The sequence below is a fragment of the Effusibacillus pohliae DSM 22757 genome (assembly GCF_000376225.1).
GTDB classification, from domain to species: Bacteria; Bacillota; Bacilli; order Tumebacillales; family Effusibacillaceae; genus Effusibacillus; species Effusibacillus pohliae.
Genome location: NZ_AQXL01000102.1, coordinates 1 through 22,354, shown reverse-complemented (window position 1 = coordinate 22,354; position 22,354 = coordinate 1). Strand labels below are relative to the sequence as shown.

General features: G+C 57.1%; 16 protein-coding genes and 2 pseudogenes. 17 read left to right on the top strand and 1 reads right to left on the bottom strand.

Going from position 1 to position 22,354, the window contains the following annotated elements:
• Positions 1 to 9: 9 nt before the first annotated feature.
• The 17 genes and pseudogenes from C230_RS0104590 (at position 10) to C230_RS0104510 (ending at position 22,082) form a co-directional block, all read left to right on the top strand.
• Positions 10 to 1,236, top strand: coding sequence for a substrate-binding domain-containing protein (locus C230_RS0104590; RefSeq protein ID WP_018130862.1), 1,227 nt, complete (start codon positions 10 to 12; stop codon positions 1,234 to 1,236).
• Positions 1,237 to 1,333: 97 nt separating this feature from the next.
• Positions 1,334 to 2,107 (top strand): ABC transporter ATP-binding protein, encoded by a 774-nt coding sequence (locus C230_RS0104585; protein WP_018130861.1) that lies wholly within the window; start codon positions 1,334 to 1,336, stop codon positions 2,105 to 2,107.
• Complete coding sequence (locus C230_RS0104580; protein WP_018130860.1) at positions 2,085 to 2,795, top strand: ABC transporter ATP-binding protein; 711 nt, start codon at positions 2,085 to 2,087, stop codon at positions 2,793 to 2,795. The genes C230_RS0104585 and C230_RS0104580 overlap by 23 nt, the downstream gene beginning before the upstream one ends.
• Before the next feature lie 18 nt (positions 2,796 to 2,813).
• Positions 2,814 to 3,674 (top strand): branched-chain amino acid ABC transporter permease, encoded by an 861-nt coding sequence (locus C230_RS0104575; protein ID WP_018130859.1) that lies wholly within the window; start codon positions 2,814 to 2,816, stop codon positions 3,672 to 3,674.
• Positions 3,675 to 3,680: 6 nt separating this feature from the next.
• Positions 3,681 to 4,682 (top strand): branched-chain amino acid ABC transporter permease, encoded by a 1,002-nt coding sequence (locus tag C230_RS0104570; RefSeq protein WP_018130858.1) that lies wholly within the window; start codon positions 3,681 to 3,683, stop codon positions 4,680 to 4,682.
• Complete coding sequence (locus C230_RS0104565) at positions 4,642 to 5,415, top strand: alpha/beta fold hydrolase (RefSeq protein WP_018130857.1); 774 nt, start codon at positions 4,642 to 4,644, stop codon at positions 5,413 to 5,415. The genes C230_RS0104570 and C230_RS0104565 overlap by 41 nt, the downstream gene beginning before the upstream one ends.
• 232 nt (positions 5,416 to 5,647) lie before the next feature.
• Positions 5,648 to 13,996, top strand: coding sequence for a GH36-type glycosyl hydrolase domain-containing protein (locus tag C230_RS0104560; RefSeq protein WP_018130856.1), 8,349 nt, complete (start codon positions 5,648 to 5,650; stop codon positions 13,994 to 13,996).
• 141 nt (positions 13,997 to 14,137) lie between these two features.
• Positions 14,138 to 14,368 carry a UTRA domain-containing protein gene (locus C230_RS0104555; protein WP_018130855.1) on the top strand — a complete coding sequence of 77 codons (231 nt, stop codon included), beginning with the start codon at positions 14,138 to 14,140 and terminating at the stop codon, positions 14,366 to 14,368.
• A gap of 47 nt (positions 14,369 to 14,415) precedes the next feature.
• Entirely contained in the window at positions 14,416 to 14,733 is a 318-nt protein-coding gene (locus C230_RS0104550) for a hypothetical protein (protein ID WP_156807348.1), read from the top strand.
• A gap of 115 nt (positions 14,734 to 14,848) precedes the next feature.
• A pseudogene (gene murQ / locus C230_RS23830) lies at positions 14,849 to 14,941 on the top strand (N-acetylmuramic acid 6-phosphate etherase); the annotation flags it as partial.
• A gap of 55 nt (positions 14,942 to 14,996) precedes the next feature.
• The gene (nagB, locus tag C230_RS0104540) at positions 14,997 to 15,761 is read left to right on the top strand and encodes a glucosamine-6-phosphate deaminase (RefSeq protein ID WP_018130853.1); all 765 of its coding nucleotides are present in this window, start codon (positions 14,997 to 14,999) and stop codon (positions 15,759 to 15,761) included.
• A complete protein-coding gene (nagA, locus tag C230_RS0104535) occupies positions 15,758 to 16,939 on the top strand; it encodes an N-acetylglucosamine-6-phosphate deacetylase (protein ID WP_018130852.1) in 1,182 nt (393 codons plus the stop codon). Before nagB ends, nagA begins: the two co-directional genes overlap by 4 nt.
• 526 nt (positions 16,940 to 17,465) lie before the next feature.
• Positions 17,466 to 18,002, top strand: coding sequence for a cupin domain-containing protein (locus tag C230_RS0104530; protein WP_018130851.1), 537 nt, complete (start codon positions 17,466 to 17,468; stop codon positions 18,000 to 18,002).
• Positions 18,003 to 18,088: 86 nt separating this feature from the next.
• A complete protein-coding gene (locus C230_RS0104525) occupies positions 18,089 to 18,991 on the top strand; it encodes a VOC family protein (RefSeq protein WP_018130850.1) in 903 nt (300 codons plus the stop codon).
• Between the two features lie 4 nt (positions 18,992 to 18,995).
• Positions 18,996 to 19,787, top strand: coding sequence for an SDR family oxidoreductase (locus tag C230_RS0104520; protein WP_018130849.1), 792 nt, complete (start codon positions 18,996 to 18,998; stop codon positions 19,785 to 19,787).
• An 84-nt stretch (positions 19,788 to 19,871) separates the two neighbouring features.
• The gene (locus tag C230_RS0104515) at positions 19,872 to 21,563 is read left to right on the top strand and encodes a thiamine pyrophosphate-binding protein (RefSeq protein ID WP_018130848.1); all 1,692 of its coding nucleotides are present in this window, start codon (positions 19,872 to 19,874) and stop codon (positions 21,561 to 21,563) included.
• A 15-nt stretch (positions 21,564 to 21,578) separates the two neighbouring features.
• Positions 21,579 to 22,082 carry an aldehyde dehydrogenase family protein gene (locus C230_RS0104510; protein WP_018130847.1) on the top strand — a complete coding sequence of 168 codons (504 nt, stop codon included), beginning with the start codon at positions 21,579 to 21,581 and terminating at the stop codon, positions 22,080 to 22,082.
• A 91-nt stretch (positions 22,083 to 22,173) separates the two neighbouring features.
• Here the strand turns inward: C230_RS0104510 and C230_RS22885 are convergent.
• Positions 22,174 to 22,354, bottom strand: a pseudogene (locus C230_RS22885) (IS110 family transposase); the annotation flags it as partial.

Genomic DNA, 22,354 nt, shown 5'->3' with positions numbered 1-22,354 from the left:
CCACACAGAGTGAAGCAAAAATGGAGAAATCTCGGTCTGACTGCGCTGCTAACAGTATCGATGCTGGCAACCGCCGCCTGCGGCAGTTCGACTGACACGGCAGGCAAGGATGGTGGAAGTGGCAGCAAAACTCCGATCAAAATCGGGGTCGTGACGTCCAAGACCGGACCGCTCGAAGCATACGGAAAACAGGAACTGAACGGTCTCAAACTCGGAATTGAATACGCGACAGGCGGCAGCAACGAGGTGCTCGGTCGCAAGATTCAGATTCTGGAGGAAGACGATCAGGGCAAGGCGGAAGAAGGGAAGAACAAAGCCCGTAAACTGCTTGAGGAAGACAAGGTGGACGTTCTGCAAGGGACCGCCAGTTCGACCGTGGCGCTGGCGATCACCGACCTGGCGAAGGAGTACAAGCGGATTTTTATGATCGATCCGGCCACGGCAGATGAGTTGACCGGCAAGAACTTCCACAAGTACGTGTTCCGCACCGGCCGCAACGTGGCGCAGGACTGGGCGACGGGGGCCAAATTTTCGGTCGACAACATCGGTAAAACGATCTATCACATCGCGCCCGACAACGCATTCGGCAAGTCGAGCGCTGCTGCCGCGAGGGCTGCGGTGGAAAAAGCCGGCGGCCAGATTGTGAAGGAAGATTTTGCTCCGCCCAACACGCAGGATTTCACGCCGTATCTGCAGCGGGCCGTCCAATCGGGCGCCAAGGTGCTGTACATCACCTGGGCGGGTGCGACGCCGTTGTTCAAACAGATCAACGAACTGAAAATCTATGAAAAAATGGCGGTGTTTACGGGTATCCCTGACATTGCCGGGATCAAGTCGATGGGCGATGCGGCCGCCGGCATGCAAGGGTTTACCACCTATTACTACGGGCTGCCGAAGACGAAGGAAAACGATTGGCTGGTGGAACACCACAAGCAGCAATTCGGTTCCGTGCCCGATCTGTTCACGGCCGGCGGGTTTGCGGCGGGCATCGCGATCGTCGAGGGGATCAAGAAAGCCGGTTCGACTGACGCCGACAAGCTGGCGGCGGCGTTGGAGGGCATGACGTTCCGGGCGGCGAAGGGCGAGTACACATTCCGCAAGGAAGACCACCAGGCGCTGCAGCCGATGTACATCGTCAAACTGGAGAAAAAAGAGGGCGTCGACCACCTGGTGCCGACGCTGCTCAAAGAGTTGAAGCCGGAAGAAACGGCCCCGCCCATCAACGTGCCGAAGTAACGGGCGGCGTGATCCGAAACTTCGGAACAGTGGGCGGTTACCGCGCCGCCCTTTTGCGGGCGGCCGGGCGTTCCAATTGCAAACAGGGAGGCGGCATATGTCGGATTGGTTGCTGGAAACGAGAGGGTTGACCATTCAGTTTGGCGGCCATGTGGCGGTGCAGGATGTGACGTTTCAACTGAAACCGCTTACGTTCAAATCGATCATCGGACCGAACGGAGCGGGAAAGACCACGTTTTTCAATCTCCTCAGCGGTCAGCTGCGGCCGACCGCCGGCTCCGTCTTTTTCAAAGGCAGGGACATCACGGGGTATTCGGTGCATGAACGGACCCGCTTGGGAATCGGCCGTTCGTTCCAGATCACCAACGTGTTTCCCAATCTGACCGTCCTGGAAAACGTGCGGCTGGCGGCGCAGGCGAAAGGCGGCGCCGGTTACCGCCTGTTTTCCCATTACCGGGTGTTTCGGGAATTTGAAGAAAAAGCGTATCACCTGCTGGAACAGGTGGGGTTGCGGGCCAAGTCGGAGCAGCCGGCGAAACAGCTGTCGCACGGGGACAAGCGGAAGCTGGAAATCGCCATTCTGCTGGCCCTGGAGCCGGAACTTCTGCTGCTTGACGAACCGACCGCCGGCATGTCGCTGGAGGAAGTACCGGCGATTATCGAATTGATCCGTTCGCTGAAGGAATCCGGCCGGCATACGATCCTGCTGATCGAACACAAAATCGACATGGTGCTCGACCTGTCCGATTCCTTGGCCGTGCTGTTCAACGGGCGGTTGCTGGCGGACGGGACGCCGGCCGAGATCATGCACAATCAACAGGTGCAGGCGGCGTATCTGGGGGGCCTTTATGAAGACGCTATTAAAACTTGAACAGGTGCAGACGTACATCGGGCAGTATCATATTTTGCAAGGTGTCGATCTGGAAGTGGCAGCGGAACAGGTGACCGTCATCCTCGGGCGGAACGGGGCCGGCAAGACGACCACCCTGAAAACGATCATGGGCATCACGCCGGCCCAAAGCGGCCGGGTGCTGTTCCGCGGGGAGGAGCTGCAGCGGCTGCAGCCGCACCTGATCGCGCAACGGGGCATCGGGTATGTGCCGGAAGACCAGGCGATTTTTTCCGATTTGACGGTGGAAGAAAATATCAAACTGGCGATCCGCAAGAGCGATGCGGCGACGCGGGAACGGCTCGCCATGGTGCTGCAACTGTTTCCCGATCTGAAAACCGCCTGGAAACGGAAAGGCGGAACGCTGAGCGGTGGCCAGAAACAGATGCTGGCGATCGCCCGCGCGTTTGTCAACGACAACGAGCTGCTGCTGATCGACGAACCGAGCAAAGGGCTGGCGCCGATCGTCGTCGAGAAGGTGATGCAGGCGATCGTGGAGCTGAAAAAACATGCGACAATCGTGCTGGTCGAGCAAAATTTTCTGATGGCGAGCGGCGTCGGCGACCGGGTGTTCATTCTGGACGACGGACGGACGGTGTTTCGCGGCTCGATGGACGAGGTGAAGCGGGACGAAGGTCTCAGGCAAAAATATCTCGGAATCGGTGCATGATTCGGGAGGGGGCAGCTTGTGTCACTGACGTTGAACCTGTTGTTGAACGGGGCGGCGCTCGGCATGCTGATTTTTCTGCTGGCTGCGGGGCTGTCGCTGATCTTTGGGCTGATGGGGGTGCTCAACTTTGCGCACGGCGCCATTTTTATCTGGGGTGCCTACACCGGCTGGACGGTCTACGGTTGGACCGGCAGCTTCGGGTTGGGCCTGTTGGCCGGTGCGGCCGCCGGCTGGCTGCTGGGGTGGTTGCTGGAGCGGTGGTTTGTGCGTCCGTTTTACGGCGACCATATTGCGCAAATCCTGCTCACATTGGGCCTGATGATCGTGTTGACGGAGCTTTTGAAAGCGGTTTGGGGACCGAATCTGCAAAATTTTGACAAGCCGGCCCTGCTGCAAGGCGCGGTCACCATTTTGCATGATCCGTTCCCGGTCTACAAGCTGTTTCTGATCGGGGTGGGAACGGTGCTGGCGATTGCGGTTCACCTGCTGCTGACCCGTACCCGCTACGGGATCATCATCCGGGCCGGTGTGCAGGATCCGGTGATGGTGCAGGCGTTGGGGATCAACGTGCGGCGGGTGTTTTCGGCGGTCTTTGCGTTTGGGGCGGCGCTCGCCGCATTGGGCGGGGTGCTGTTTGGCCCGTCGTTCGGTTCGTTGTTTCCGGAATTAGGGATGCAAAACCAGCTGCTGGCGTTTATCGTCGTGGTGATCGGCGGGATCGGCAGTTTCCTGGGAGCGTTCGCCGGGAGCCTCTTGATCGGTCTGGCCCAGACGTTGATGGGCTATTACTGGCCGGAGGCGGCGCTGGCGGTGAATGTCGCCCTGATGGCGCTGGTGCTGATCCTGAAGCCGGAAGGTCTGTTTGGAGCCAGGAGGTGAGCGGGAATGCAGAAAATCGGGAACGCACGAATCGGGCTGGCCATCCTGCTGGCGGTGTTGGCGCTGCTGCCTTTGGTCAGTTCCCGCACTTTGCTGGCGACTTTGATCCAGATTTTTATCGTGGCGGTGTACGCCATGAGCTACGACCTGCTGCTCGGCTACACCGGCATCGTGTCGTTCGGGCACGCGCTGTTTTTTGGAACGGGCGCTTACGCGGTGGCGATCCTGAGTGCGAAGACGGATCGTCCAGAGCTGATTTTTGCCGGGGTGCTGGTGGGGGTCGTGATCGCCGCGGCGGTGTCGGTGGTCATCGGCATGCTGTCGCTGCGGGTGCGGGCGGTCTATTTTTCGATGATCACCCTCGCGTTTGCCGAACTGTTTTTTATCATTGCGGAAAAATGGAACGGGGTGACCGGCGGCAACGACGGGATGAGTTTTTCGATTCCGGAGTGGATGCGCGACCGGACGGTGCTGTATTATACAGCGCTGGTGTTCCTTGTTGTGATGTACCTTTTTTTGCGGCGGGTGGCCGATTCGCCGCTGGGGCGCACGCTGCAGGCGATTCGGGAAAATGAAAACCGGGCGGCGTCGCTCGGCTATGACGTGCTGCGGTTCAAAGTGGTGTCGATCGTCATCTCCGGTGTGGTGGCCAGCCTGGCCGGCGCGATGTTCGGGATTTTTCAACGGTTTGTGAACACGTCGGTGCTCAGTCTGGACAAAACGGTGGAGGCGCTGCTCGCCACCATCATCGGCGGCACAGGCACGCTGATCGGTCCGGTGGTGGGGGCTGGCGTCATCCGCTTCGCCCAGGACGCGTTGTCCGATCTGGCAACGGTGCACCCGATTTTTGAACGCTGGCTGATTTTGTTTGGCATTGTCTATATTGTGATCGTCATGTTTTTCCCGAAAGGGATCGTTGGCACCTTACGGGACAAGTGGACGGGCGGGCGCAAAGGGGGAGTCAGGCATGCCGCTGATGGAAGTGAACGGAATCCGGATGTACTATGAGCAGGCGGGTCGCGGCGAACACACGCTGCTCCTGATCCATGGCAATGTTGCGTCCAGCCGCTGGTGGGACCGGGTGTGGGAAGCTTTGGCCGAGCGCTATGCGGTGGTGCGCATGGATTTGCGGGGCTGCGGGCGCAGCGACCAGCCAGGGAACGGCTACAATGTGCCGCAGTACAGCGAGGATGTGCGAGCACTCGTGCGGAAGCTGGGGCTTGGGCGGGTGATCGTGGTGGGGCACTCGATGGGCGGTGCGATCGCGATGGATATGGCGGTGGCGGAGCCGGAATGCGTGCAGGCGATGGTGCTGGTCAATCCGGCGCCGGCGGAAGGGATCGTTACGCCGGAGGAACGCAAGCCGCTGATTGAGCAGATGATCCGCGACCGCAACCTGATGAAAATGGCGTTGGCTGCTGTTGTGCCGACGGCGGCACAGGGCGAATTTTTCGAGCGGCTGGTCGACGATGCGATGATTGCCGGGCCGACCATCATTCCCAACTACACGTCGCTCGGCCAGGCCGATTACCGCGACCGTCTGGCGCATGTGAACGTGCCGGCGCTGATCGTGTATGGCACGCAGGACAGCCTGATTTCCCTCGATATGATGGAACGTACACAGGATGCGATTCCCGGCAGCGAGCTGCTTTTGTACGAAGGGGTGGGCCATTCGCCGAACGTGGAGGCGCCGGAGCGGCTGGTAGAGGATGTTGTGAGGTTTGTAAGCAGGTTGAGATAGGAGGCGTTGGCGCGAAACGGGACGTGTGCACGGCCCGTGTAGATTTTATCATGCTGATACAGCGGAAAAAGACCCGGCGGCGTTGCTTGACGCTCCGGGTCTTGCTGTTTGCCGGGCCGATTTATACCACCAGGAGAAAATGGGCATATTTTAACTGGTTGCGATTCCCACTCGATGCAAGGAGGAAGGGAGCGCAACCGGTTTGATTCCATGAATGATCTTGGGAGGAGCTATGGCCCTGCATACGGAACAACTTCGGCAGTCAGCACGCGAATTGGCATTGAACCATGACCTGTATGTGGGACGTGCCGGGACTCGTTGGTGGCATGGATTTCAGCGGGATATCGAAGGTTTGCGGGCACTGGTCCGCCACATCCAGAGCGGCGGTGCAAGCTGTACACAGCCGGCGGAAGAATGGCTGCTGGATCATTTTGAGTTTATCGAGGAGCAAGCGCTGGTGACAAAACGGCAATTTTCCCATTCGCTGTTGCGCAGGTTGCCACGCTTGCGGACGACCGGGGAGCCGCGCGTTCTGTCACTTTGCGCGAACTATCTGGAACAGACCGACGGGATCCTCGATGAACCCGGTTTTTTTTCCTACGTCGAGGCGTATCAGGAAGTATCCGTTTTGACGATTGCCGAATTGTGGTCGATCCCCTTTCTGTTGCGCGTGGCCTTGTTTCGGCACCTGGCGAAGGTGATGGAAAGCGTTCGCGAACGGCGGGAAGTGTGCGAGTCGGTGGAACACTTTCTTGGCCGATTGGAGCCAAACAAGATCGACCCTGGACGTGTCCGGGATCTGTTGGAGGAAGCGGAGCAGGACATCCCGCTGTCCGGCGTGTGGATCGCCCATTTGACCGCCCACCTGCGGGAATTGGCGGACAACACGGAAACCGTCCGGGACTGGCTGCTTTGTAAATTGGAAAACGAACCGGAAAGCCTCGATCGAATCGTCTCCTATGAACATCAGCTGCAAGCGGGACATCGGGTGGCGGCGGGCCATCTGATCAGCAGTCTGCGGAACATGTCCCGTTGGGATTGGCGGGAGCTGTTCGAACGGATGTGTCTTGCCGAACAGACCCTCCGCCAGGAACCAACGGGCGTCTATCCGTTGCTCGATTTTACAAGCCGTGACGCATTGCGGAAACGGGTGGAACAATTGGCCCGCCGTTTGCATGTGCCAGAGAATCTGGTGGCCAAACAGGCGGTGGAACTGGCCCAACAAGTCTGCCAACGGACCGGCGCGGAACAGGTCAACCGGTCGGCTGTTGGGGACGGGGGCGCGGCTGGAGGAACGTCTGCCGAACGAGGCGGGGAAGCGACTTTCCATTCGCATGCCGAAGTTGGCGGGAATGCGGACGAAGGTGCGTCTGCCGGACGGGGTCGGGAAACGGCTTCCCGTGCGGATGCAGAGGAGCTCCCGCGTGCGGCGTTCGTCGCCTATTATCTGCTGGAGCCAACTGGTGTCAGGCAGCTGCGGCGCGCGCTGCGGGCTTGCAGTGCGACCCGGCGGTTTCCGGCTATCGACCGGTTGCGTTTCTCCCCTGTCGCCTATTTTTCGTTGCTGGCGGGTGCGTTTGCCTTGTTTCTGGCTGGATTTGCCACGTGGGTGGGGGATGGCGGCCGTTTTACCCAATTGCAATGGGCGGCGATCCTGCTTGCGCTGGTGCTTCCGGCCAGCGAGTGGGCTGTCACATGGATCCACTGGCTGATTGAGACCGCGATTCCGCCTAGACCGCTGTTGCGATACGATTTTTCCCGGGGAATTCCAGCGGAAGCGGCGACGATGGTGGTGATTCCTGTTATCTGGTCGACTGTCGAGGAAGTGCAGGAATTGGTGGACCGGTTGGAACTTCACTACCTGGCGAATCGGGAATCGAATCTCCATTTTGCCCTCCTGGGCGATTTTTCCGACGCTGAACAGGAGAACCTGCCGCAGGACGAACCGGTTCTTGCGGCCGCACGCGCCGGCATTGAAACGTTGAACCGAACCTATTCCCGCCCCGGCGGGCCGACCTTCCACCTGTTTCAACGACGCAGACTCTGGAATCCGTCGGAAGGAGTTTGGATGGGATGGGAGCGGAAACGGGGCAAGCTGGCAGAATTCGTCGAATTGCTGAAGGGGAAGGACGACACCACGTATGCATGGAGGGTTGGCGATGCGGCCGTTCTGCCGACGATTCGGTATGTGATCACACTGGATGCGGACACCCGGCTGCCGGCCGGTACCGCGCAACGGATGGTGGGCACGCTGCATCTGCCCTTTAATCGTCCGCGGGTAAACGAAACCGGAACTCGCGTGGTCGAGGGCTACGGGGTGCTGCAGCCCCGTATCGGGATCAGCCTTGAAGCCGCCATGCGTTCACGGTTTGCCGCCCTGTGGGCGGGGGAACCGGGTATCGACCCGTATGCGTTTGCCGTTTCCGATCCGTACCAGGATGGTCTGGGACAGGGGATTTTCACAGGTAAGGGGATTTTCGATGTTGATGCGTTTGCGCAAGTGTTATGCGAGCGGATTCCCGACAATCGGGTGCTGAGCCACGATTTGTTGGAAGGCGGATTTTTGCGGGCCGGTCTGTTGGATGACATCGAACTGATCGACGATCATCCGGCGGCGTTCAGTGCGTATCAGCAGCGGTTGCACCGCTGGGTGCGCGGCGATTGGCAGCTTTTCTGTTGGCTGTTTCCCCGCGTGGAGGACAGACGCGGCGTGCGCCGGCCGGTCGATTTGTCGGCGGTGACCCGCTGGCAGATCATCGACAATCTGCGTCGCAGCTTGCTGCCACCCGTGTTGTTTGGGCTGTTGCTGTTGGGCTTCACCGTGCTTCCGGGATCCCCGTGGCGGTGGGGAACGGTCGTGATAGCCAGCTTGTGTGTGCCGGTGATTCGCCAGTTGGCCGCCGTGCGCCGAATGGTTCGGCGGCCGCGGCTGGGGTTGGCTTCCATCGGCCAGGCGGCCGTTCTGTTGCTGACGCTGCCGTTTCAAACGGCTCTGTTGCTCGATGCGATTGCGAAAAGCCTGTACCGACTCTTCCTGTCCAGGCGCCGTTTGTTGGAGTGGGTCAGTTCGGCGGAAGTGGAAAGGCGCGTTCGCGGCGGGAAGCAGCCGGTGCTGTTGGGCATGCGGGGCGGTTATACAGGGGTGGCTTTGTTTTTGCTGGCTGGAATCACGCGCGCCCCTTCCCCGGCGGTGCAATGGACATGCGGTCTGCTCAGCGCGTTATGGGCAGTCGCTCCATGGGTGATTCGTTGGCTGGATCGTCCGGCGGCGCAACCTGAGCAGCCGTTGACCGCAGCGGAACAGGCCGAACTGCGGGGATTGGCAAGGCAAATCTGGTCATTCTTTGAACAGTTTGTCGGAGCAAACGACCATTGGTTGCCGCCCGACAATGTACAGGTCGATCCTCCCAATGGGGTTGCGCATCGCACGTCGCCGACCAATATTGGGCTGTACCTGGCGTGCACGCTGGCTGCACGGGATTTCGGGTTTCTCGATACACCCGGGATGATCGAACGCCTGGAACGAACCGTTGCGACGGTGGAACGCCTGAAAAAATGGAACGGGCATCTGTACAACTGGTATGACACGCTGTCGCTGCAGCCGCTGCCCCCCCATTACGTGTCAACGGTCGATTCCGGAAATTTTGTGGCGTATCTCATGGTGGTAAAGCAGGGGCTGGCGGATTGGCTGCAGCGGGAACCGGAATGGCGTACGCGCGGCCAGCATCTGGCAGAACGGATTGAGTCGCTGATTCAGGCAACCGATTTTTCTCCGCTGTTTGATTCGCGAACCCAATTGTTTGCCTTGGGCTACCAGGTGCCGTCGGGAAAGCGGGATGAGGTGCTATACGATTTGCTGGCTTCGGAAGCGAGACAGGTGAGCCTGGTTGCCATCGCATTGGGACAGGTTTCGGTTGCGCATTGGTTTGTTTTGGGGCGCACGATGGCCAGGATCGGACGGAATTACACGCTGCTTTCCTGGTCGGGGACGATGTTCGAATTTTTGATGCCGTGGCTGATTACGCGCACCTATCGGAAGACGGTCTGGGACATGACCTATCGCACAGTGGTGCAGCGGCAAGTCGAATACGCCCGGCAAAGAAAAGTCCCCTTCGGCATTTCGGAATCCGGTTATTACGCGTTTGATTATCACATGAATTATCAGTACCGGGCGTTTGGCGTTCCCGGTCTCGGATTCAGGCGGGGGCTTGAAGAGGATTTGGTGGTCGCACCCTACGCAACCATTTTGGCGCTGCCGTTTGCGAAACGGGAGGCGCTCGACAGCTTGCGGAACATGGAGCGGTTGGGTGCGCGTGGAACGTACGGGTATTACGAGGCGATCGATTTTACGAAGGAACGGTTGCCGAAAGATTCCGTCTGCCAGGTGGTCAGGAGCTTTATGGCTCACCATCAGGGGATGAGCCTGCTGACTCTTGCCAATCTGTTATTGCCGCAAAAAATGTACGACCGCTTTCACCGTGACAAACGGGTGCAGGCGGTTGAACTGCTGTTGCAGGAACGGATGCCTGAGCAGCCGGCGATGATCGAGCCGCAAGCGATGGCTCGTCCTGCCGTACAGAAGACGGACCCGGTGCGCACCGATGCAAGCCGAGAATTCCTGACTGCGGATACGCCTGCACCGGAAGTGTGCGTCCTCTCGAATGGTTCGTTGACGACCGTGGTGACGAACAGCGGGAGTGGATTCACCCGGTGGAAAGGATTGGCCGTTACACGCTGGCGGGAGGATCCGGTAGCGGACCCGTGGGGGCAGTATCTGTACATCCGTGATGTCGTATCGGATGCCGTATGGTCACCCACGCACCAACCTTGCCAGGTGCCCGCGTCTGCGCAGCGCATCCAATTTTCACCGGAACGGGCGGCGTTTCACCGTACAGACGGCGATCTGCAAACGAGTCTGGAAATCTGCGTATCGCCGGAACTGGATGCGGAAATCAGGCGGTTGACGCTGACCAACACGGGGAGTGAGGCGCGCATCCTGGAGGTGACCACGTTTCTGGAAATCGTTTTGGCGCCGCTTGTTGCCGATGAAGCACATCCGGCTTTCAGTAAATTGTTTTTGGAAACGGAGTATGTGGCGGAGGCCGAGTGTTTACTGGCCCGCAGGCGGTCTCGCACTGTCGACGAGAAACCGCTCTGGGCGGTGCATGCATTGATCGGAGCGGCGCAAACACTTGGCCCGGTGGAGTACGAAACGGATCGATCCCATTTTATCGGGCGGGGCTACACGCTGAAACGACCGTTGGGGATTGGCAACCGGCTGGGTGGATCGGTCGGAGCGGTGGTGGATCCGGCGTTTGCGATGCGCCGCCGGTTGAAACTGGAAACGGGAGAACCGGTTCAGCTGTTCGTCATCACCGGCGTGGCGGAGAGCAGGGAGGAGGCTATCGCGATGGTTCGGCAGTTTACGGGGGCACTCCAGGTGGAACGGACATTTGAGCTTGCCTGGACCCGCAGTCAGGTGGAACTTCGCCATTTCCAGCTGACACCCGCCGAAGCGATGGTGTTTCAGACATTGGCCGGGCAGGTGTTGTACCCGGCTCCTCTGCGGGGCGAGCGGCAGCAATCGATCCCGCTGATTGAAAAAGGGCAATCGGGTCTGTGGGCATTCGGGATTTCCGGTGATCGTCCGATTGTTACGGTGCGAGTCGCCGACCCTGTTGATTTGCCGTTTGTTCACAAGCTGCTGGTGGGGGTTGACTACCTGCGGGGAAAGGGCGTGGCGGTGGATCTCGCGATTCTCAATGAATCGGCGAGCGGCTACCAGCAAGATTTGCGTGAGGCGCTGCAGCGCGCGGTGGAACGGATGATGGATCCGTACGACGGGCGGTACGGACGGGTGTACATCCTCGCCGCCGATGCATTGGCCGAAGCGGAAAAAAATTTGTTGTTTGCGGTCTCCCGTGTTGTATTGCGGGCGAACGGTCCCAGCCTCAAGGCACAGATCCGATTGAGGCACCCCGACATCGCATGGCCGGCTTCGCTTGCCGCGGAAAAAGCGGCCGTCGGGGAGACGACGCCGATCGCCGTTCCGTCCGCAGATTGGCAAGGCGGAGGTCAACCAACGCCGACGCTGCCGGTTTCCGTCCAGCCACAGGATCTCAGGTACTTTAACGGATGGGGCGGATTTTCAGCGGACGGAAAGGAATATCGGATCCTCCTGAAAAACGGACACCATCTGCCGGCCCCCTGGATCAATGTGATGGCCAACCCGCTGTTTGGCTGTCTGGTGTCCGAATTGGGGACGGGGTATACCTGGTGGCGGAACAGCCGGGAGTGCAAACTGACGCCGTGGTCAAACGATCCGGTGCTCGATCCGCCAGGCGAAGTCTGTTATCTGAGAGATGAGGCGAGCGGTGCGGTCTGGTCGGCGACTCCGCTTCCCGGGCGGGACGAACCGCCCTATCTGGTAGCGCACGGTCGGGGCTATACGCGATTTGAACACGAGCGTCACGGCATCGGCCTGGAAATGACTGTCTTCGTACCGCCGGATGATCCCGTTAAAGTGATCCGGCTGCGGATCAAAAACCGCAGCGCCGAGCGGCGGCATTTGTCCGTTACCTATTACGCGGAATGGGTGTTGGGGGTCACCCGGCAACCCAATGCGTCGTTCGTCGTCACCGAATGGGACGCAGCCGCAAGGGCGTTGTTGGCCCGGAATTTGTACCAGGATGCGTTTCGGGACGCAACCGCCTTTTTGGCTATCGTTCCTGGCGAAACGACTGTTGCGGTCGATGCGAACGGTGATGCGTGTGTTCCCGGCTCCCGCCTGTCTTGGACGGCGGACCGGAAAGAATTCCTCGGCCGCAACGGAACGCCGGATCAACCGGCTGCGTTGCGGCGGGAACGGCTGTCGGGAGGAACGGGACCGCTGCACGACACGTGCGGGGCGGTCCAGGTCAAATTGGAGATGAAGCCGGATGAGGAACAAACCGTTTTCATTTTGCTCGGGTGCGGTTCTTCCCCGCAGGCGGTGCGTGAGATCGTTCGCAGATACAGACAGCCCGCCGCCTGTGAACAGGCTTTCGAACGTGTTCAGGCATTCTGGAGTGAGATATTGGAGCAGATTTCTGTGGAAACGCCGAGCCCGGAGATGGATCTGTTGTTGAACGGCTGGTTGCTGTACCAGACTCTCGCCTGCCGCATGTGGGCCCGTACGGCCTTTTACCAGGCGGGAGGCGCATACGGGTTTCGCGACCAGTTGCAGGATTCGCTTGCTTTGCTCCACAGCCGGCCGGATCTCACCCGGCGGCAGATTTTGCTGCATGCCTCCCATCAATATGAGGAGGGTGACGTGCAACACTGGTGGCATGAAGAACTGCGGCGGGGCATTCGGACGCGCTGCTCGGACGATTTGCTGTGGTTGCCGTATGCGGTCTCCCGCTATCTCGAGCACACCGAGGACGAGCGGGTGCTGGACGAGGTGGTGCCATTTTTACGTAGCGAACCTTTGCAACCGGGTGAACAGGAACGGTATGAGGAACCCCGGGTTTCAACAGAACGCGGATCGATTTTTGAACATTGCGTCCGCGCGATTGAAAGAGCGCTGCAATTTGGGGAGCATGGCCTGCCGCTGATCGGCAGCGGGGACTGGAACGACGGCATGAACCGCGTGGGCGATCAAGGACGCGGCGAAAGCGTGTGGCTCGGCTGGTTCCTCTGCGAGGTGCTGCACCGATTTGCCCGTTTGTGCGAGAAACGGGGCGAAACGGAACGCGCCGACCGCTACCGCCACATTCGGGAACAACTGGCGCATGCGCTTGATCAGCACGCCTGGGATGGCCAGTGGTACCGGAGGGCTTTCACCGATGGCGGGCAATGGCTGGGGTCTGTGGAGAACGGGGAATGCAAGATTGACGCCATCGCCCAGTCGTGGGCGGTGCTATCCGGTGCCGCGCCCGAACCCAAAATGCTCCAGGCGATGCAGGCATTCCATCGGGAACTGGTCGATCGCTCCCTGGCGGTCGCCCGCCTGCTGACACCGCCGTTTGACCGGACGGAGCCAAGCCCCGGCTATATTCAGGGATACCCGCCCGGGATCCGGGAAAATGGCGGCCAATACACACATGGCGTGATTTGGAGCATACTCGCCTGGTGCCAACTGGGAGACGGGGACAGGGCGTTTGAGCTGTTTCACATGTTGAATCCGCTCACCCATACGCGAACACCGCATGAAGTTCGGCGGTACGCCGGCGAGCCGTATGTGATGGCGGCTGATGTGTACACGGCGGAACCGCACAAGGGGCGCGCCGGTTGGACGTGGTACACGGGAGCGGCAGGCTGGATGTACCAGGCGGGGATCGAATGGATTCTCGGAGTGCGACGCCGCGGGAACCGATTGTATATCCAACCGTGCATACCGAAAGAATGGCCGGCGTTTACCGTTCGCTATCGGTATGGGAAAACGCAATACCTGATCACGGTCAAAAATGGGCTGCATCTCCCGGTGGACGGCAAGCCTTCGGCCGGGCAGCAGGACGTACCGCAAGTGCCACAGGCTGCGCAACGGTTTGTCGAGTTGCACGACGATGGCAACGTCCACCGGATTGAATGGATGATCTGACGGAAAACCGGCCGCTGCAAGTCTCGGGCTTAAGACCTGGGGATAAGGCGGCCAAATCCTTTGTTCGCTAGATACCTTTATGCTGTATAATCACTGAAGGGCACCACGCCGAAATCGGTGAGATGGAGGCCATGCCGGGTGATGCGCCGCCCCTCTAAAAAAGAGGAGATGGATCTGACCAGGTCGCTCTACAACCACCTGCGCTCCGCTGGTTATCTGTTCAGCCAAGCCACCCAGTCGATCGAGGCCACCCTGCTGCCGAAAGAGGTTGCGCTGGAACTGTCGGTGAAGCCGAACCGCCCGGCGCTGGTGCTGGAACGGACCTCATACAGTCTGGATAACCGGGCGATCGAGTATATCCAGTCTTATTAACGTGGCGATCTGTACAAGTTCTGGCTGACCCTGAAAGGGGAAGCCATATGATGGGCTGGCTCGGATTGGTGCTTGCTGCCGGGACTTATGAAGGGAACGGCATCGTGCTGATCGCGGTTGTGAAAGCGTATGACGGGCGCATCCCGCCGACCGTTTTGACAGAGTGCGTGTTCGCCCATTTTGGAATTGCCGATGTAGATCAACTGCTGGAGCGGGTGTATGACCGTCCGCTGTCTGTGCAAGAGATTGCCAGGCTGTCCCGCTATGCGTTAATTGATGACCTGGCTGTGCAAGAAATTCGGGAGCGGGGGCGGATGAATTGGCGTCGCTGGTGGCTGCTGCCGTCAACCGGCTCGGCGATATGAAAACTTTGCTGCTGCAAGGGGCGTTTTGCAGGAACCCCTGTATGTGAAATTGCTGCGACAACGGCTGCCGAATTTGGCCATGATCCGGCCCAAGGTGCCGCCGATTGGTGAGGCTGTCGCACCTGGCAAGGTCTACAAAAACCTGATGGTGAACCTGCAAACCGCCAACCGAAAGCTGCACGACCGGATCGTGCGAATCATCCAGGAAGCGGTCAAACGGCGTTTGGAAAAAGCGGGTGGACGCATTCGGGAGGCAGTTTCGTATGAAAATCCTGATCGAAAAAGATTATGAAGCGATGAGCGCGCGGGCGGCACGGATCGTGGCCGAGAGAATTCGGCGGAAGCCCGATCTGGTGCTGGGGCTGGCCACCGGCAGCACGCCGATTGGCATGTACAGGCACTGGATCGGGATGGTGCAAGCGGGCGACCTGTCGTTTACCGATGTGACCACGTTCAACCTCGACGAATATGTCGGCCTGGCGGGTGATCATCCGCAAAGTTTCCGGACGTTTATGCACGAGCAACTGTTTCGGCAGATCGACGTGAAACCGGAGCGAACCCATATTCCGGACGGCGTCGCGCCTGACCTGGCGGCGGAGTGCGCTGAGTACAACCGGCTCATCGAGGAAGCGGGCGGGATCGACGTGCAGATTCTTGGCATCGGAAAAAACGGCCACATAGGGTTTAACGAACCGGGAGAAGATTTCGGCAAACTGACGCATGTCGTGCGTCTCTCGGAAAATACGCGTCGGGCGAATTCTCGATTTTTCCCGCGGTTGGAAGATGTCCCGACGCATGCGATCACGATGGGATTAAAGAGCATTATGAACGCGCGGCAGATTGTGCTGCTGGCGGCAGGAACGGACAAATGCGACGCGGTGCAGCGGGCGCTGTACGGCGATGTGACGGAAGATCTGCCCGCGTCGGTTCTGCAGTTGCATCCGAACTGCGTGGTGGTGCTGGACGAGGCGGCCGCCTCAAAGCTTCCGGCGGATGGGAACAACGGCAAATGGGAGATGGAAAAATGAACAGACTGGTGATCCAAGGCCATCTGATCACGGACCGGCAGCTTCGCAACGACCAGATTCTGGTGTGCGAAGACGGAAAAATTGCGCATGTCGGACCGAGCCGGGGGGAGACACCCGACCTGGTTGTTGAATCGGGTTACATTGCCCCGGGGTATGTCGACATTCATATCCACGGCTGCAAAGGATATGACGTGATGGATGGAACGTTCGAATCGCTGGCGGGCATCGCCCGGTCGCTCACCGCTTATGGGGTGACCGGATTTTTGGCGACCACGCTGACGGCCCATCTGGAGCGGTTGCTGCAGGTGGTGGCCGTCTGCCGGGAATTTGCGGAGCGGCAGCAGGATGCCGGGGTGGATGCCGGGGAACGGACACAACTGGGTGCAAGGCTGTTGGGAATTCATCTGGAAGGTCCCTGGCTTAACGCAAAATACAAGGGAGCGCAAAACGAGGCGCACATCGCCCCGCCGTCGCTGGACGACGCGAAACGATTGCTGGAGGCGGCCGGCGGCCTGTTAAAAATCGTCACATTGGCGCCGGAGCAGTCGCAGGCGGGGGATGTGATTCAATACTTGAGCGAGCAAGGAGTGAAGGCGTCTGTCGGCCATTCGGACGCCACCTATGAACATGTGAAAGCTGCGTTGGCCCATGGGCTTGCCCATGTAACCCACTGTTGCAACGGGATGCGCGGTTTTCATCACCGCGAGCCGGGGGTGATCGGCGCCGCAATGTACCATGATGAACTGACGGCCGAGCTGATTGCCGACGGTATCCATGTGCATCCGGTGGTGATGAGCATTCTGCATCGTCTGAAAACCACCGACCGAATGGTTTTGGTCAGCGACGGCATGCGGGCGGTCGGGATGCCGGACGGCGAATACGAACTCGGCGGATTGCGCGTCTGCATGCAAAACGGCGAGGCCCGGTTGGCGGATGGAACGCTCGCCGGCAGCACCCTGACACTGGAGCGGGCGGTGCAAAATATGGTCAGGCTGTGCGGTGTGCCGATCGCCGATGCGGTGGCGATGGCTTCTGAGATTCCGGCGAGAGCGATCGGTTTCGGCGATCGGAAAGGCCGGCTGGCGGCCGGGTATGATGCCGATTTTGTGGTGTTGGACGAATCGCTGCATGTGATCCACACGTTTGTCGGGGGACAGCGACTTTCCATTCAGGGTTGATTGCTGCCGCTTAGTTGCGGTCCCCCTTCCGATTCTTTTGTCCAAAACAAGTCTCCACTTCATCGCTTCACTTCTCTCAAGTTTGTGATTTTCAATGTATGCAAACTCATACAGAACCGCAATGAGAAGGTTGAATATTCAAAACAGAACATCAATTTGATTGTTGACAATGTATTGTGAGAATTTTATAATAGAGGCATAAATAAAAACATTGTTTTATATATAAAACAATCGGTCGGGTGTCGTGGAAAAGGAGGAACAACGTATGTCTACATAAACATTTTCGATCGAATCATTTTGAGGAAAAATATGCTGTCTTGAAACGGAATCATTGCTGTGCCCCAAGTCAAAATGGAACAGGTTGTCCTGGGGAAGCGGTTGCAGGAAATGGAGAAACGGGCAAAAAGCCAAGCTGTCAATAGCCGATAATGTGAGTGAGCCTATTAGTGAGCCTATTTTTTTATCTTTAATACAAAACTATGTTTTGTATATGAAACAACCATATTTGTTTTGGGGGAAGAAATACATGTCAAACAACGCGTTTTCGATTGAGGAATTTGAAAAGAAGTATGTGGCAAGATTGAAAGACCGCAAGCTGGATTGGAATGTATTGAAGTTTCAGGAAGAGATTGACCCGAGATACAGACGTGCGCAAATGAGATATATCGGCCGTGGGGCAACAGCAAACAATGATTCCAATGTGATTGCGGCTCAACATTTCACCTTGAGCACGATGGTGCTGCCTCCGGGATGTGTGGGTCCGCTACATTTACATGATGATGTGGAAGAAGTGTTCTTTATCCTCCAGGGGAAAGTCACAGCTTTGATTCAAGTGGATGACGACAGTGAAACGTATGAGATCTCGCTCGGTGAAAGAGATTGCATCAGCACTCCTCCCGGGGTGTATCGAGGAGTAAGAAACGATGGCGATACGGAGGCCTTGATGCTGGTGATGGTGGGCTCGCCAAAACCGAATCTGCCGACTTACCCGAAAGGAAGTGCGTTGGAAGAGCTGCGGAAGCAGCGTGCCAAAGAAAGAGAAGCGATTATTAACGGTCAATAATCACCGGGTCACTATGGAGGTTCCGTCGGAACCTCCATAACAACAGAAAACATCGCGATCCAGACTGTTTTGATGGAGGTGGAAAGATGCTAGGAATTACCCATTTGCGGCATATCAGCCTGCTGACTCCGGTTCTACAGGAACAGGCCGATTTTTACGAACAGATATGGGGATTGGATAAAGTATTTCAGGACGAAGATTCGGTATATTTTCGCGGAGCCGGTCCGGAACATCATATTTTAAGCTTACATGCGGGCGAAAAAAGAGGTTTGCACCATATTGCGTTCGGAATGGTGGACAAATACGCTGTCGACCAGGCGGCTGAAAAGCTGGCTGAGAAGGGGGTGCGTATTGTGGCGCCGCCCGGTTATTTGGATGAAGCGGGTCGCGGGTATGGGCTTCGTTTTTTGGATCATGAAAATCGGTGCATCGAACTGTCAGCCTGGGTCGAAATCCATACATTCGATTGGAACAAGAAAAATGTAGATCCGATCATGTTGAATCATGTGGTATTGAATACGGTCGATCTCGATCAGTCGGTTGATTTTTATACCAATGTATTAGGGTTTAAAGTAACCGACTGGAGCGAACACCAAATGGCATTTCTGCGCTGCAACAAGAAACATCACTCGATTGCTTTCAATCAGGGTGCTCACGCTTCTGTCAATCATATCGCGTATGAAGTCAGCGGTGTCGACGAAGTGATGAGAGGACTGAGCAACGTAAGAAAAGCCGGTTATCAGGAACTGTGGGGACCGGGACGCCATGGACCGGGGAATAATGTTTTCTGTTACTTCCAGGATCCCGCTGGATTTGTGATGGAATACACCTGTTACCTGGAAACGATTGAAGATGAAGCGGAATGGAGAGCGAGGGTTTGGAAACGTGTCCCCCATTTGATGGACCGATGGGGAATTGCCGGGCCTCCCACACCCGAGGCGCGCAAAGCGATGGCCGGTGAACCGGATGAAGGCTGGGTAAAGGAGTGACAGCATGGATTTAGGGTTGAAGGAAAAAGTGGCAGTTATTATGGGAGGAACTTCCGGGGTCGGATTGAAAACGGCCGAAATGTTTTTGCAAGAAGGGGCGAAGGTGGCCATTTGCGGCCGTGATCGCAAACGGATGGAAAATGCTTTTAGTCATCTTGCGAAATTCGGGCCTGCTGAACAAATCTTCGCTACGACTTGTGATGTGACGAATAAAGAGGATGTGAATCGGTTTGTCGATGCTGTCGCGGAGAATTTCGGAGGAGTTGATGTTCTGGTCAATGCGGCCGGTCAGAGCGTGATGGGTCATTTTTTCGATATTACAGACGAGCAATGGAAAGAGCAAATCGAATTGAAGTATTTTGCTATCATCTATGCTGTTCGGGCGGTTTATCCTTACCTGGTCAAACGAGGCGGCGGCCGGATTATCAACATAAACGCCACCCTTGCCAAGGAGCCGGAACGCCATATGGTCGCGACTGCTGCGACAAGGGCGGGGTTGTTGAATCTAAGCAAGACTTTGGCTCATGAATTGGCTGCGGACAACATTTTGGTGAACTCCGTCAGTCTAGGGTTGATCCGGACGGATCAATGGGAGCGCAGGAGACTCAAGAATGCCCCGAATGTTGATGCTGAATCGTATTATGCGGATCTGGCAAAAAAACGGAATATTCCGTTAGGTAGGGTTGGTGAACCGGAGGAAGTGGCTGGTGTGATTCTGTTTTTGGCGTCAGACTGGGCAAGTTATGTATCGGGATCTACCGTCGAGGTCGCCGGAGGATTGGGGAAAGCTCTTTAAAGTGAGAAGGTAGAAGTCCGGCGCCCGCAGTCGGAATCTGTCCAATCATGCTCTCTAAAACTTGAAAAAAGGCAGGCTTTTTACATGACTACACAAATCCAAACGGAATTTACAACAGCAGATGCCATCGTCCGGGAACTTGTTCGTGCGGGTGTGGAAGTCGTATTCGGCATTGTCAGCATTCATAACATGCCCATTTATGACGCCCTTTTACGGGAAGGGAGTATCCATATCGTAGCGGCGCGCGGGGAGAGCGGGGCCGTCAATATGGCCGACGGATACGCTCGGGCCACGGGAAAGCTGGGGGTAGTCATCACGAGTACCGGCACCGGAGCCGGCAATGCGGCCGGTGCATTGGTGGAAGCGTGGAGCGCGGGAGTACCCTTGCTTCATCTGACAGGTGAGGTTGCATCGCCCTATTTGGGAACAGGCAGAGGGTATATTCATGAATGCAAAGACCAGCTTTCGATGATGGAAGGTTGCTGTAAAAAAGCGTATCGGCTGCGCCGACCAGAACAGGCTGTTCCTCTGACTCGGATGGCGATCCAGGAAGCGCTTTCGGCGCCGGCCGGACCGATTACTGTGGAGATTCCCATTGACTATCAGTCGGCCATCATTCCGGACTCCAGCATTATCAAAACCGATGACTCGGTTGCGGAGCTTGCCGGATCGAGTGTGGAAATTTCGGAAGCGATCTGCCAGAAAATAGCCAATGCGTGCCGCCCTGTTTTATGGGTTGGCGGAGGTGCGATTTCGGCGGGGGCATCCGAGGAAGTTACGAAACTGGCCGAAATGATCGGGGCGGCGGTGATCACAAGCCAATCAGGGAAAGGGGCGATTCCTGAAGACCATCCTCAATGTATCGGGCATTTCGCTTCATACGAAGCAGTCAAAGAACTGCTGAAAAAATCCGATTTGCTGATCAGCGTCGGGGTTCGATTCCGGGGGAACGAAACCTCCAATTGGAAAGTCACCGTGCCGGAGGAACATATTGCGATCGATGCGGACTGGCTTGCATTCAATCGGAATTATCCTGTTAGCCATGGCCTGGTTGGTGACGCGAAACAGATTTTGAAAGGTTTGATTGGTTTGTTGGGTAAACACAATCCTTCCCCGAATCCTGGCTATCTCGAAGAAGTAACGTCGGTTCGCCATAAAGTACGTGCCATCTTGCGTGAAACACTTGGGCCTTATGAAGAGTTTGTGGACAGCATGAGAAAAATCTTGCCCCGTGACGCAATTTTGGTTCGGGACGTTACGGTGCCGGCAAATGTGTGGGGAAGCCGTCTGTTTGAAATCTATGAACCCAGAACGTCCATCCATGCGTCTGGAGGCGGAATCGGACAGGGGCTGCCAACGGCAATCGGCGCGCAAATCGGGTGCAAAGACCGTGTCGTTGTTCTGATGGCTGGAGATGGCGGATTTATGGTCAACGTAGGTGAAATGGCAACCGCCGTCCAGGAGAATCTTCCTTTGCTTGTCATTTTGTTTGATGACGCCGGTTACGGAGTGCTGCGCAATATCCAGGACGCGGCATATGGGCGTCAGGTAGCGGTGGATTTGTTAAGTCCAGATTTTGTGCTGCTGGGACAATCGATGGGATTTGAAGCGGTACGAATCGGTTCTGCTCGGGAATTTGCGGTGGAGTTGGAAAAAGCTGTGGCAAGCAGAAAACCATCGATGATTGTCGTTGACATGAACGCGGTAGGTCCTATGGCCAAACCGTTCGGGGGACCGCCAGGGGCAGCTGAAGCATTTCGTCCCAAAAAATTGTAAAGGGGTGAATTCCGAATGAGCAACGCGTATCCAAGCGTATCCGGTCAATATTTGATTGGTGGAGAGTGGATCCAGGCTTCCAACGTAACCAATGTGCATAATCCCGCTAAGATTACTGAAGTTGTGGGAGAAGTCGCATTGTGTTCAAGAGAGGATGTGCGGCAAGCGATCGACGCTGCGGCATTAGCGTTTCAAACCTGGTCGAGAACACCGGTAGCAGAGCGGGCGAATCGAATGCAAGCGGCAGCCGACAGGTTACGAGCCGTGATCGAAGAACACGTTTCCCTGTTTGTTCGGGAAAACGGAAAGATCCTCGTGGAAGCCAAAAAAGATCTTTTGCGCTGTGTGGACATTATGTCCAAAGCTGCATCTGCCTTGCTTGAGTGGTGGAAACCGGATTCGATTCCAGGGGATCAGAAGGTTCAGATCCGCAAACGGCCAAGAGGCGTGACTGCCGTAATCTCACCCTGGAACTCGCCGATGATTCTTACTTTTGATGAGAAAATAGAGTATCGTTGAGGCAGTAGGGGATCGGCTACCTCGGTTTTTGGGCAATAGGATGCCCGGGAGGCCCATTCTCCTTCCATATTAAGGGGATTAATTAAGTTGATTAGGCTGTGACGTCAGCTGATTTTGTCACCACATAGCCTTTCTTCTGAAGGCGGCGAATCATCAATTCTTCGGTCGAGATGCTCTTTCGCTTCTCCAAGTAATCAGCGCCGAGTTCGTTGTAAGGTTCCCCAGTCTTGAGTACAAAGTAAGCGATCACCAGGATCTTGTGTGCAATCACG